The following is a 13447-nucleotide window of genomic DNA, read 5'->3' as shown; positions in this document are numbered from 1 at the left end:
TTGAAATCGCTCGGAAATGAGATATAATGGTTTTAAGTTTATTTTTGATTACATAAATTTGGCAAGTTTAGTACAGACTATGGTTAAAATATTGATGTTGCTGTATGCTTACAGGAATCCTTGAAAGTGAGGGAAATATATATGGAAAAGTTGCTTGTAGAGGGCGGTCATTTATTAAATGGAAAAGTTCGTATCAGTGGTGCGAAAAATAGTGCGGTAGCTTTATTACCAGCAGCTATATTGGCAGATACACAAGTAATTATTGAAGGTTTACCAGATATCTCGGATGTAGAAACATTAAGCTGTTTGCTTGAGGAAATTGGTGGAGAGGTAGAACGTGATGGACATACGGTTAAAGTTGATCCGGCAGAAATGACAGCTATGCCGCTACCGAATGGAAGTGTCAAAAAATTAAGAGCTTCTTATTACTTTATGGGTGCCATGCTGGGACGTTTTAAAGAAGCGGTGATCGGTTTACCTGGTGGCTGTTACTTGGGTCCAAGGCCAATTGATCAACATATTAAAGGATTTGAAGCCCTTGGTGCAACCGTTACGAATGAACAAGGGGCGATTTATTTACGAGCAAAAGAACTGAAAGGTGCCCGAATTTACTTGGATGTTGTCAGTGTCGGTGCAACCATCAATATTATGCTTGCGGCTGTGAAGGCAAAAGGACGTACGGTTATTGAAAACGCGGCAAGAGAACCAGAAATTATCGATGTTGCCACCATATTAACCAGTATGGGTGCGAAAATTAAAGGTGCAGGAACGGACGTTATTCGTATTAATGGTGTGGAGCAGTTAAGTGGATGTATGCATACGATTATTCCTGATCGTATTGAAGCAGGTACTTATACAATAATGGCCGCCGCTCAAGGCGAAAAAGTATTAATTGACAACGTTATTCCACAACACCTTGAACCACTCTTAGCTAAATTAAGAGAAATGGGTGTACATATAGAAGAAGGGGAAGAGCAATTGCTCATTCATAGAGGAACAGGACTCAAAAGTGTTGATATCAAAACCCTTGTACATCCTGGTTTTCCGACGGATTTGCAGCAACCTTTTACAGCATTATTGACAAAAGCAGAAGGTACTGGGGTTGTCACAGATACTATATATCAAGCACGGTTTAAACATATTGATGAACTCCGAAGAATGAATGCTCAAATTAAAGTAGAAGGAAGTTCTGGCATTGTTCAAGGCCCTACGTTATTGGAAGGTGCGAAAGTAAAAGCAAGTGATCTACGAGCAGGTGCATCGCTTATCGTTGCCGGATTGATGGCAAAGGGAGTAACAGAAATTACAGGATTAGAGCACATTGATAGAGGTTATGCCAACCTAACAGAGAAATTAGTCGAACTAGGTGCTCGAGTTTGGCGGGAAGAAATGACAGAAAAAGAAATACAACAATTTCAAAATTCCTAAAGAGAGGCCTCGAAGTCTCTCTTTTCTTTTGAAATTCACTGATTGTTCACCTTCAAAAAAATTCACATTTAATTTACAAAAAAATCACTTTTTCATAAAAATTAGTTGAATATATAGTTGTAACCATGTACTATATAGAAAGAATATCATAGACTCATTTATTCCAAGTATTTGAGTTCTTCCAATATCATTCTGCAAGGCTGTGGATGAAGGTGCTTCCATCTCATACTCTTCTTGAGATTTCAAGCGATCTCAGTGCTCCCATTGAGTTTCCATATATTGATTGACCATTGATAGATATTACAAATTATAATAAAAAACGAAAGATCAATTCGTCACATTGATTAGATTCCCCACGTTAAAAAAATCTACAAACAGTTAATCTCGAAAATTAAAGGAAGATGGAATATATAATAAAAAAATAGGTGTGGTGATTTTGTGAGTGAAGTAACAATTACAGAACTAGAACAAATGACATTAAAAGATCTTTATGCTAGAGCTAAAGAATTCAAAGTATCTTATTACGCGAAATTATCAAAAAAAGAACTAATATTTTCCATATTGAAAGCACAAGCAGAAAAAAGCGGTTATTTATTTATGGATGGTGTTTTAGAAATCATCCCGACTGAAGGATTCGGTTTCTTACGTCCGATTAATTATTCGCCAAGTGCAGAGGATATTTATATTTCTGCATCACAAATTCGTCGTTTTGATTTACGTAACGGTGATAAAGTATCTGGTAAAGTACGTCCACCAAAAGAAAACGAGCGTTATTACGGACTATTACATGTTGATGCCGTAAATGGTGAAGATCCGGAAGCAGCTAAAGAACGTGTTCATTTTCCAGGTTTAACACCGTTATATCCAGATCGTCTGATGAATCTAGAAACAGATACAAAGCTAATATCGACAAGAATAATGGACTTAATAACTCCTGTTGGCTATGGTCAGCGTGGCTTAATTGTTGCGCCACCTAAAGCAGGTAAAACAATGCTTCTTAAGCAAATCTCTAATAGTATAACCAAAAATCATCCCAATACTAAATTGATCATTCTCTTAGTGGATGAACGTCCGGAAGAAGTAACTGATATAGAGCGTTCTGTTAATGAAAACGTTGATGTTGTTAGCTCGACGTTTGATGAAGTACCAGAAAACCATATTAAAGTAGCCGAATTAGTGTTGGAACGTGCGATGCGACTTGTCGAACAAAAAAAGGACGTAGTTGTCCTTATGGATAGTATCACAAGACTTGCACGGGCTTATAACCTTGTAATCCCGCCAAGTGGTAGAACATTATCCGGAGGTATCGACCCAGCTGCCTTTCATAGACCAAAACGCTTCTTCGGGGCCGCAAGAAATATTGAAGATGGTGGAAGTTTCACTATTCTTGCCACAGCTTTAGTAGAGACAGGTTCACGTATGGACGATGTTATCTATGAAGAATTTAAAGGTACAGGTAATATGGAATTACATTTGGATCGTAATTTAGCACAACGTCGTATTTTCCCTGCGATTGATGTTTTACGTTCTAGTACAAGAAAAGAAGAATTGCTTGTTTCCAAAAATCATCTGGAGAAAATGTGGGCGATTCGAAAAAGTATGCAAGATTCACCGGATTTCTTAGAGCGTTTCTTACGTAAATTACGTTCAACGAAAAATAATGAGGAATTTTTATCCGTGCTGGAAGCAGAGATGAAGCGTAAAGGTACGAAGAAAACCAGTTAATGATGGAAATTATAAAATTATCTTGCAAACCGTGCGTTAGGTTGTTATAATTCTTTTGTGTGACAAAAGTGCGTGCGGCGCATGAATCTAACTCTGTTTCCTAAGGATTCAGGGCAAAAGGAGTGGACAGACATGAAAAAAGAAATTCATCCAGAATACCAAAAAGTTGTATTTCTTGATACAAGCTCTGACTACAAATTTCTAGGCGGATCTACTACATCATCTGAAGAGACAATTGAATGGGAAGATGGCAATACTTACCCATTAATCCGTGTAGAAATCAGCTCAGCTTCTCACCCGTTCTATACTGGTAAGCAAAAAGCTGACAAAGTCGGCGGTCGTGTTGACCGATTCAAGAAAAAATACAACCTTAGTTAATTGGTATTTTTTCATTGTACGAAGATATAATAGGATACAAATCCTTGAAACAGGCAAATGCACCAAAAATTTGCCTGTTTTTTATTGTCAGCCAAGAAAGAATAAAATGTGCGCGGGTGTCTAGCTCTGAAAGTTCAGAAACCAGACAGGCGCATTAAGTTTTTCTTACATTATAAGAAGTAATAACATTTTATAAACTAAGTTTTTTCTAATATATTTCTAGGGCTGGTGCTATTATGGAAACAGGTTGCTTTCTACTCATCAGCTACAAGATTTACATATTTTCACGAAAAACATGATAAAATGTTTAAATATAGAGAAATAATAACTGCTGGAAGGGGCAACATATCATGCATATTATGAAGCATGCCGGTTGGATTGAACTAATATGCGGAAGCATGTTTTCAGGTAAATCAGAAGAATTGATTCGCAGAGTACGACGCGCAACATACGGCAATCTCTCTGTAGCTGTCTATAAACCACAACTAGATAATCGCTATAAAGATGATTGTGTCGTTTCCCATAACGGGTCAGAATTAGTAGCAAAACCTGTCGATCGAGCAGTCGACATATTAGAAGACATTATTGACGATATTGATCTGATCGGAATAGATGAAGTACAATTTTTTGACGATGATATCATCCACGTCGTTTCAGAACTAGCTGATAGAGGCCATCGTGTTGTCCTCGCAGGCTTAGATACAGATTTTCGCGGGGAACCATTTGGGCCGATGCCGCAGCTTTTGGCGATCAGTGAATTTGTTACAAAATTAAATGCGATATGTCCTGTCTGTGGTTCTCCGGCAAGCAGAACCCAACGATTAATTAATGGTAGTCCTGCTTCCTATGACGATCCCGTTATTTTAGTTGGTGCCAAAGAAGCATATGAACCAAGATGCAGACATCACCACGATGTTCCAAATCATCCGAAAAGTAAATTAAAAGCACATAGTAGATTTTGACGGTCTTCGTTATTTTTAATATACTGTATCATAGTGAACTTTTGCTAATCGGAGAAAGAGGTGAAGAACGTGTTAGATCGCTTAGAATCGTTAGAAGCACGTTATGATAAACTAAATGAATTATTAAGTGACCCGGAAGTTATTAATGATTCGAAAAAATTAAGAGAATTTTCGAAGGAACAATCAGATCTTCAAGATATTATTACAGTCTATCGTGAATTTAAAGACGTCATTACACAATTAGATGACGCCAAAGTAATGCTGGAAGATGATCTTGATGAGGAAATGCGTGAAATGACAAAGATGGAAATCTCAGAGCTTTCCGACCAAAAGGAAGAGCTGGAAGAACGTCTGAAGATTTTATTACTACCGAAAGATCCAAACGATGACAAAAACGTTATCATGGAAGTCCGCGGTGCAGCAGGTGGGGACGAAGCAGCCCTTTTCGCAGGGAGTTTATTCAGAATGTACACCCGTTATGCTGAATCCCAAGGCTGGAAAATTGATGTGATGGACTCTAATACAACTGGTGTCGGTGGCTTTAAAGAAGTAGTTTTCATGATTAATGGGAACGATGCCTATTCCAAATTAAAGTTTGAAAATGGTGCTCACCGTGTACAACGTGTACCGGAAACAGAATCAGGTGGACGTATTCATACTTCGACAGCAACGGTAGTAGTTATGCCGGAAGCAGAGGAAGTTGAAATCGACATTAGTGAAAAAGATATTCGTGTCGATACCTTTGCATCAAGTGGACCTGGTGGACAATCGGTAAATACAACAATGTCTGCTGTTCGTTTAACACATGTGCCAACAGGAACTGTTGTATCGATTCAAGACGAAAAATCACAAATCAAAAACAAAGAAAAAGCGATGAAAGTGTTACGTGCTCGTATTTATGATAAAATCCAACAAGAAGCACAAGCAGAATACGACCAAACACGTAAGTCTGCAGTTGGTTCTGGTGACCGTTCAGAACGTATCAGAACGTATAACTTTCCACAAAACCGTGTTACAGACCACCGTATTGGTCTGACCATTCAAAAGCTCGATCAAATTATGGAAGGTAAACTGGAAGAAGTAATTGAAGCACTTATCATCGAAGAACAAGCGAAGAAAATGGAAGAAATCGGTGAATAACATGCAAACAAATACTGTACATGGGGCCCTGAAATGGGCTTCTTCTTTTTTACAAAAACATAACTGTGAATCGAAAGTGGCAGAAATTCTCCTTTTACACATATTGGATTGGTCAAAAACAGACATGCTCATTTATTTGCAAGAGCCAATTGCTTCAGAGAAGTTGGCGTATTTCCAGCAAAAGATTGAACAGCATGCTGAAACCAAAATCCCTGTTCAGCATTTAACCGGTGTTGAAGACTTTTATGGTCGCACCTTCCATGTTAATCAGCACGTCCTGATTCCAAGACCGGAAACGGAAGAGCTCGTACAATGTGTGACGGAAGCTGTTGATAAATCCGATTTTACTTGTGTGGACATAGGGACAGGTAGTGGGATAATAGCGGTCTGTTTGGCAAAAGAGTGGGAGAGTAGACAGGTTGAAATGCTCGCAACAGACCTTTCCGATGATGCATTAAGAGTCGCCGAGAAAAATGCAGAGAAACATCAAGCGAAGATTAACTTTTATCAGGGCAATTTCTTAGCACCGTTGATCAATGAAGGGAAAAAAGTCGACATAATCGTCTCTAATCCACCGTATATTTCTTACGAGGAAGCGGACAGTCTATCGGAAACGGTTAAACATTATGATCCGGAAATGGCATTGTTTGCAGAGAATAATGGTCTAGCTGCTTATTACGAAATTATCCACCAGGCAGATCAAGTATTAAACAGACACGGCATGCTTTTTTTCGAAATTGGCCATACACAAGCAGAAGCTGTTAGCAAGTTGATCAAGCAGCAATTTCCCGAAAGTAAAGTGACCGCTTTGCAAGATATTAATGGCCAGGACCGGATTGTTCGCGTGATACTATAATCTGTTCATGAGATACTCAATATCTCATGAACAGATACCGTTTTTTATAAGGTAAGAAACGGAGATGTCTAGCTCCAAGCGCCAAAAACTAGGCGACTTCCCGAATCGCCCTTATGCCCTTGGGCGAAAGCCATCATCGGTTCATATTTCTCATGATTCCGTTAGAATAGGCCAGGTAATTTCACGAAAGACCATTTTTTTGATTTAATGGACTTGGCAGAATAGTATTACATTTTATCGATGCTTGAAACAGTATGAGTTCAGGGTTAACGAAAATAAATGTTAAATATATAATAAACCCAGATAACAATAAATCTATTAAGAATGAGTTTTAAAACAGATATAACTGACAAATCTCAAGAGAGAGGTTGGAGATTTGTCACAAAAATCGATATAACTGACAAATCTCAAGAGAGAGGTTGGAGATTTGTCACAAAAATCGATATAACTGACAAATCTCAAGAGAGAGGTTGGAGATTTGTCACAAAAATCGATATAACTGACAAATCTCAAGAGAGAGGTTGGAGATTTGTCGCAAAAACAGATATAACTGACGAATCTAGTGAGCAAGGCTGATGTTCTTGTAGAATTAAATGGCAATGTTTTTGCTGTCTCTGTGATTGCTAGTCCATAAACACCATGGGCATAGGAAACTACAGGCTGAACGAAAAAATCCCAATTTCTTTTAGAGTGAGTAGGAACGGAGATGTCTAGCTCCAAGCGCCAAAAACTAGGCGACTTCCCGAAAGCGCCCTTATGCCCTTGGGCGAAAGTCATCATCGCGTCACTTACTCACCGTGATTCCTTTATCTCCGTTGCTTCGGTCCAGTCTCTCTTGTTTTAAGCGGGCGCTCCTGAGCTTTTCTAAATCCATTTTTTATCTTATAGAAAAAAATAATAGATTAAAAGTTTAAAAGTTTTCGTAGTTGTCCACAATGTGACTAGCAAGCGCTAATTACAGGGGGATTTAAAAATGCGAAAACTTATTTTATTTAGTGTACTTATTTTTTTAATTATTGGTTTTTTCCCACAAAAGGTTACAAGTAATGAACAATCCTATCAAGTCATTCCTGATGAGGCGATCCGCTTAAGGATTTTAGCGAATAGTGATGATGAAAAGGATCAGGAAATGAAACATGCTGTCAGGGATGCGGTGAATGAAGAAGTGACAAAATGGGTGGAGGAAATGGATGATATCGACGAAGCAAGACAACTTATTTCTTCCCGAATCGATGATATCGATCGAATTGTCAAAGATACAGTAGAAGAATCTATCGACTATACGGTAGCATATCGCAAAGATGTAGAATTTCCAACTAAACTTTATGATAACTACCTTTATCCAGCTGGTGAATATGAAGCAATCCTGATTACATTAGGAGAAGCGGAAGGGTCCAATTGGTGGTGTGTTGTTTTTCCACCGTTATGTTTTTTAGATTTTTCATTTGGCACAACAGTAGAAGCGGCTGAAAATGAGGAAGAAGATCAAAATCAAGACCAAGAAACAGCAGATCAAGAGGAAGAAGAACAGGAGGAAGAGGACGTAGAATACACTTTTTTCTTCTTAAAATGGTTTAATTAATCATAAATCTATCATTTTGTCATAGATTAATAGCAAGACGAAATGATAGAGGTGAGAGGATGCAATTAAAACCGACGAAAGAGTTGGAGAAAAAGGAATTTGAAGCTTTTTTCGATGAACAGGTGCCGCAATTCAATGAAATAGAAATGAAGAAATATGGGTATTTCATCTATAAACAAGGAAAACCGACAGCTTTTTTTTCACTTATACCTGTTGATCGTCACACTTATTGGTTACGGAGTTTAATCATGAAAAGAAATGCACCTGTTTTACTGCCAGTCACGATTATTCAAACAGCTGAGAAGTTAACACAAAGCTATGGGGCCACATCACTAATTGTCCACAGTAAAACAGCTGTTCTTGAGCAGTTATTAACACAATTGGGCTATAACCTGACAGAACAGGTTTTAGAAGAATCTTTTCAAGCATCGTGGTGGATAACTAAACTGGAAAATGTGGATAAAACCGACAGTTATACACAAAAATTCACGTGAATGTGCAAAACTTGTGCGTAACTAAATGTGGATCGGCTGACAAATCCTTTTATGTTAATAAGTGTGTGGATAAACAGCTTATTTGTACACATTCATTGTAATTGTTGTGGAAAAGCGTGTGGATAATAAAAGGTGCTTGCACAATTTTCTTGATAACTTCATAATAACCTTAGAATATATCAGATCGAGGGATTAACATGAAAACAGAAAAATTTGATGCAAGCAAAGAGTCATTAATCAAAGCCGCTCAATTACTGAACGATCAAGAAGTAGTGGCTTTTCCCACGGAAACAGTTTACGGATTAGGTGCTAATGCAACGAATGAAGCTGCTGTCTCCAAGATTTTCAAAGCAAAGGGGCGTCCAGCCGATAATCCATTAATTGTCCATGTGCATAATTCAAGTCAAATAAAATATTATGTGACTGAGATATCCACAATGGCCCAAATGTTAATCGATCATTTTATGCCTGGCCCTTTTACGATTATTTTAAAAAGTAACGGGGCCGTGGCAAAAACTGTCACAGCTGGTTTGGATACCGTGGCAATCCGAATTCCTGATCATGAAATCGGTAGGGCGCTTATCGAGCATGCTAACCTGCCACTTGCTGCACCAAGCGCGAACCTTTCGGGGAAACCGAGTCCAACAACGGCCAAACATGTGTATCAAGATTTACATGGCAGAATTGCCGGTATTATTGATGGTGGTGCGACAGGAGTAGGGTTGGAATCAACTGTAGTGGATGCAACTGGTGATATTCCGGTTATTTTAAGGCCTGGTGGTGTGACAAAACAGCAAATAGAGAAAGTTGCTGGCAAAGTCGAACTAACAGGATCACTAAAAGAAAACAAGCCAAAATCACCGGGAATGAAATATAATCATTATGAACCCGATGCTCCACTTGTATTAATAGATGGTGATCAACATTATTTTCAAAAACAAATTACTAGTTATCAACAAGAAGGGAATAAAGTTGGTATCATTGCCAGTAAACCCTTAGTCGATCAGCTCCGATCAGACATCAGCTATAACTGTGGTAGTAATGATGATTTATCTGAGGTAGCCGCCAATTTATATTACGGACTAAGGTATTTCAATGACACCGACGTCGACATCATCCTAGCTGAAACCTATCCGCAAGAAGGAATCGGCGCAGCCATTATGAATCGATTAACCAAAGCCGCCACCCACCATCACAGTCAAAATACAAACATATAACCATATCCCTACGCATAAGAATGGGACAAGGGGACAGGGGACTTGTCCGACCTGTTTTGTTCGAGGGCGAAGGGGGTTTTTTTATGGTGGCATCAATAGGAGAGGTTGTATCCATTATATGTATGGCATTTGCGTTAGGAATGGATGCCTTTTCCGTTGGATTGGGAATTGGTATGCAAGCAATCCGCTTGAAACGAATATGTTTGATCGGACTTGTAGTTGGTATTTTTCACATGATCATGCCTTTCATTGGATTACTGTTAGGCTCCATATTATCCAATAAAATAGAAGGAATTGCTATTCTGGCTGCGGGATTATTATTATGTGCGATAGGTTGTCAAATGATACTTCAAACCTTTTGGCAAAAAGATACACAAATATTAGCACCAGTTGGCTTTGGCTTAATCATGTTTGCTTTTAGTGTAAGTCTGGATAGTTTTTCGATAGGATTATCACTTGGCCTTTCAGGGGTGGCAACAGTATTTGCTATTTTAATGTTTGGTCTTTTTAGTACGGTATTAACATGGCTAGCATTACTAATTGGCCGGAGAACCAATCATTTATTAGGTACGTACAGTGAACTGTTGGGGGGAGTTATTCTCTTTGGTTTTGGTCTGCATGTGCTAATCTGATAATGTGATATAATAAGTAGTAGTATCATAAAAATGGAGGCAAGCACATACATGAATATATTGTTCGTTTGTACAGGTAATACATGTCGCAGTCCAATGGCTCAAGCGATATTTGAACATAGGTCAGATCATCACGCTCAATCTGCCGGGATATTTGCAGGTGTAGGTATGCCAGCTTCAACGGGAACAAGTGAGGTATTGAAGCAGCAAGGGATCTCATGTGAACATAAGTCCCAACCTGTTACAGAAGATTTGATAAAATGGGCAGATCTAGTTCTCACCATGACTCAAAATCATCGAGACCTGTTGAAACAAAGTTATCCAGCAGATACAGGTAAAATCTTAACCCTAAAAGAGTATGCTGATCCCCAGTATGAACATGCCTGGAATAAGCTAAAAGAATCATATGCACGGTTAGAAGAAGAAAAATTAGCAGGTAATAAAATTAGTTCAAAATTAATAGATCAAATTAATCAATTAGAAGAAGTTGTTCAAAACGTTGATATTATCGATCCGTTTGGCGGAAATCACATGACTTATCAAAAAACTTATCAAGAATTAGATAATTATCTTGCACTATCAGTCAAAAAGATAGAGAATAAAGATAAGTAAAAAGTCATGTTTCTTGAGGAGGACGTCAAATGGAAGGAAAAACAAAAAAAGGGGTAAGTCTTAGAGTTAAGCTAGTGGTATTTACTACTTTACTAGCAATTATTACCTATACCACTAGTGGATTTTTTATTTATTTTTTACAAGAATTGATCCGACCATATATTCAAATATCAGAATTATGGTATGTACTCGGTACATTATTATTGGGGATTATTTGGTCAGGTATTTTAGCCTTTGCCGCAGCAGGATTGATTACGAAATCACTTAATCGCTTGAAAAGTATTGCAACAAAAGTGGCAGATGGTGACTTAAATCAGGAAATTGAATCACCAAAAACAACAGAAGACGAAATCGGTGCCTTAACGGTAGCCTTTCAAAAAATGGTTCACCATTTGAAAACAGTTCTAACAGAAATTGATCAGCATGCGACTGAAACGTCTCAATCCGTACATAAAATGAAAGATGCGGCATCTACATCAAAACAACAAACAAATGTCTTAGAAGACACAATAGGTCAAATTTCGACGGGGTCGGCGGAAACGTCAGACGCTATTCAACAAACAGCTGAAGCGGTGGAGAATTCCACGCGTCTTGCCACGCAAGTAGATCAAAAAGCAGAAGATTCACAGACTAAATCAAATGAGATGGTTCAGCAGTTAAATGAATCCAAGGATGTCATCAGTCAATTACTCACAGGCATTACCCAGTTGGCAGATAATCAGGATCACGCGCTTCATGACGTGAATCGATTATCCCAGAAAGCGAAAGAAGTCGAAAATGTTATCTCTCTTGTAGGAAATATCAGTGAACAAACTAACCTTTTAGCGTTGAATGCATCCATTGAGGCATCTCGTGCTGGGGAAGAAGGAAAAGGGTTTGCAGTTGTTGCCGAAGAAGTGAGAAAATTAGCGGATCAAAGTTCCGACGCTGTGCAAACGATCTCTAACTTAATTCAAGATATGCAAAAAGATGTTGAACTGGTAGTGGTTAATATGCGCACGCAAGTTGATGAAACACGAGGAGAAGTAAAAAATGGCGAGCAAACAAACAAAGTTATTGATAACATGTCTAGCTCGGTCCATCAGGTAGCCTCCGCTATCGGAGAAATATCACAACTCGTTGACAATCAATTACAAGAAATTGAAGCAACACAGGCGAAATCACAAAATGTTGCAGCCATTGCGGAAGAAACATCTGCTGGTGCACAAGAAATGCGTGCAACTGTTGAAGAACAGGCAAATTTTGCCGAAAATTTAGAAGAATTGGCGGTTTCGCTGGAACAACAAGCACAAAACTTGAAAATAAAGATCGAGCAATTTAAGCTAAGCTAAACAACACATTACCAAAAAAGGAGCATTTATTGCTATGAAAGTAATTTTAGCATCCGATCATGGCGGAATTCATTTATCTAAGGAAATTATATCTCTATTAGAAGAATTAAACATTGAATTTGAAGATATTGGCTGTAATTGTGCAGATTCTGTTGATTACCCGGATTACGGAATTCCGGCAGCGGAACGGGTAGCAAGTGGAGAATTTGATCGTGGTATTTTGATTTGCGGAACTGGTATTGGCATGTCTATTGCAGCGAATAAAGTAAAAGGGATTCGTGCCGCACTTGTACATGATGTATTTAGTGCAAAAGCAACTCGCGAGCATAATGATTCGAACATGATTACAATGGGGGAACGTGTCATTGGAGCTGGTCTGGCAAGAGAAATCGTTAAAGAATGGTTAGGTACAGACTTCCAGGGCGGTCGTCACGCGAATCGTGTCGGAAAATTAACAGATTACGAGAATAAATAAAAGAGAGAGGGGCAAATCCATGAAATTGGATCAATGGGGATTAGATCTAAAGACAATTGTGGATGAGTGGATTTCATTAGAACTCCTTTCAGAAGGTGACCTCTTTGTTGTCGGTTGTTCGACGAGTGAAGTAGTAGGCGAACGTATCGGTACAGCAGGCAGTGAAGATGTAGCAGCCATGATTTTTCAGGAATTAAGCCGCTTACAAGAAAAAACAGGCGTTCATTTATGCTTTCAATGCTGTGAACACTTAAATAGAGCAATCGTGTTAGAAAAGAAAATAAGGCGTGAACGTAATCTTGACGAAGTATCGGTTAGACCGGTTCGTAAAGCTGGCGGATCCATGGCAGCATACGCCTATGATCATTTAGAGGATGCGGTAGTGGTTGAGTCGATTCAAGCAGACGCCGGCATTGACATTGGTGAAACAATGATTGGTATGCAACTCAAACCTGTAGCAATACCACTTCGAATGGAAAAGCGTTACGTCGGTCGTGCAAGAACAACCAATGCGCGAACAAGACCAAGATTAATTGGTGGTCCAAGAGCAGTATATCCGGAATAACTAATAAGTTAAATATGCACTTTTTTATTTTCACGAATAAAAGGTGCATA

At 38.6% G+C, this 13447-nt stretch carries 14 protein-coding genes; all 14 read left to right on the top strand.

Annotated elements, in window-relative coordinates; all coding sequences use genetic code 11:
* Positions 1–141 precede the first annotated feature (141 nt).
* Positions 142–1428, top strand: a complete 1287-nt coding sequence (locus BM121_RS15560) for a UDP-N-acetylglucosamine 1-carboxyvinyltransferase (protein ID WP_091484578.1) — start codon at positions 142–144, stop codon at positions 1426–1428.
* A 438-nt stretch (positions 1429–1866) separates the two neighbouring features.
* A complete protein-coding gene (gene rho, locus BM121_RS15555; RefSeq protein WP_091484577.1) occupies positions 1867–3153 on the top strand; it encodes a transcription termination factor Rho in 1287 nt (428 codons plus the stop codon).
* A 132-nt stretch (positions 3154–3285) separates the two neighbouring features.
* Positions 3286–3531 (top strand): type B 50S ribosomal protein L31, encoded by a 246-nt coding sequence (locus BM121_RS15550; protein WP_091484576.1) that lies wholly within the window; start codon positions 3286–3288, stop codon positions 3529–3531.
* Between the two features lie 350 nt (positions 3532–3881).
* Positions 3882–4493, top strand: coding sequence for a thymidine kinase (locus tag BM121_RS15545; RefSeq protein WP_091484575.1), 612 nt, complete (start codon positions 3882–3884; stop codon positions 4491–4493).
* Between the two features lie 69 nt (positions 4494–4562).
* Positions 4563–5633 (top strand): peptide chain release factor 1, encoded by a 1071-nt coding sequence (gene prfA / locus BM121_RS15540; RefSeq protein ID WP_091484574.1) that lies wholly within the window; start codon positions 4563–4565, stop codon positions 5631–5633.
* 1 nt (position 5634) lies between these two features.
* Entirely contained in the window at positions 5635–6489 is an 855-nt protein-coding gene (gene prmC, locus BM121_RS15535; protein WP_175495467.1) for a peptide chain release factor N(5)-glutamine methyltransferase, read from the top strand.
* A 973-nt stretch (positions 6490–7462) separates the two neighbouring features.
* On the top strand, positions 7463–8071 hold the full coding sequence (gene spoIIR / locus BM121_RS15525; protein WP_091484571.1) for a stage II sporulation protein R: 609 nt from the start codon (positions 7463–7465) through the stop codon (positions 8069–8071).
* Positions 8072–8130: 59 nt separating this feature from the next.
* The gene (locus tag BM121_RS15520; RefSeq protein ID WP_091484570.1) at positions 8131–8565 is read left to right on the top strand and encodes a hypothetical protein; all 435 of its coding nucleotides are present in this window, start codon (positions 8131–8133) and stop codon (positions 8563–8565) included.
* A 197-nt stretch (positions 8566–8762) separates the two neighbouring features.
* Positions 8763–9782 carry an L-threonylcarbamoyladenylate synthase gene (locus tag BM121_RS15515; RefSeq protein ID WP_091484569.1) on the top strand — a complete coding sequence of 340 codons (1020 nt, stop codon included), beginning with the start codon at positions 8763–8765 and terminating at the stop codon, positions 9780–9782.
* Positions 9783–9865: 83 nt separating this feature from the next.
* Positions 9866–10414 carry a manganese efflux pump MntP gene (locus tag BM121_RS15510; RefSeq protein ID WP_091484568.1) on the top strand — a complete coding sequence of 183 codons (549 nt, stop codon included), beginning with the start codon at positions 9866–9868 and terminating at the stop codon, positions 10412–10414.
* A gap of 51 nt (positions 10415–10465) precedes the next feature.
* On the top strand, positions 10466–11026 hold the full coding sequence (locus tag BM121_RS15505; protein WP_091484567.1) for a low molecular weight protein arginine phosphatase: 561 nt from the start codon (positions 10466–10468) through the stop codon (positions 11024–11026).
* A gap of 29 nt (positions 11027–11055) precedes the next feature.
* A complete protein-coding gene (locus tag BM121_RS15500; protein WP_091484566.1) occupies positions 11056–12357 on the top strand; it encodes a methyl-accepting chemotaxis protein in 1302 nt (433 codons plus the stop codon).
* Between the two features lie 34 nt (positions 12358–12391).
* On the top strand, positions 12392–12832 hold the full coding sequence (rpiB, locus tag BM121_RS15495; protein ID WP_091484565.1) for a ribose 5-phosphate isomerase B: 441 nt from the start codon (positions 12392–12394) through the stop codon (positions 12830–12832).
* Between the two features lie 19 nt (positions 12833–12851).
* On the top strand, positions 12852–13397 hold the full coding sequence (locus BM121_RS15490) for a TIGR01440 family protein (protein WP_091484564.1): 546 nt from the start codon (positions 12852–12854) through the stop codon (positions 13395–13397).
* The last annotated feature ends 50 nt before the right edge of the window (positions 13398–13447 follow it).

It is taken from the genome of Gracilibacillus orientalis, from assembly GCF_900114645.1.
In the GTDB taxonomy this organism is placed as follows: domain Bacteria; phylum Bacillota; class Bacilli; order Bacillales; family Amphibacillaceae; genus Gracilibacillus; species Gracilibacillus orientalis.
This window is presented reverse-complemented; position numbering and strand designations above follow the sequence as displayed.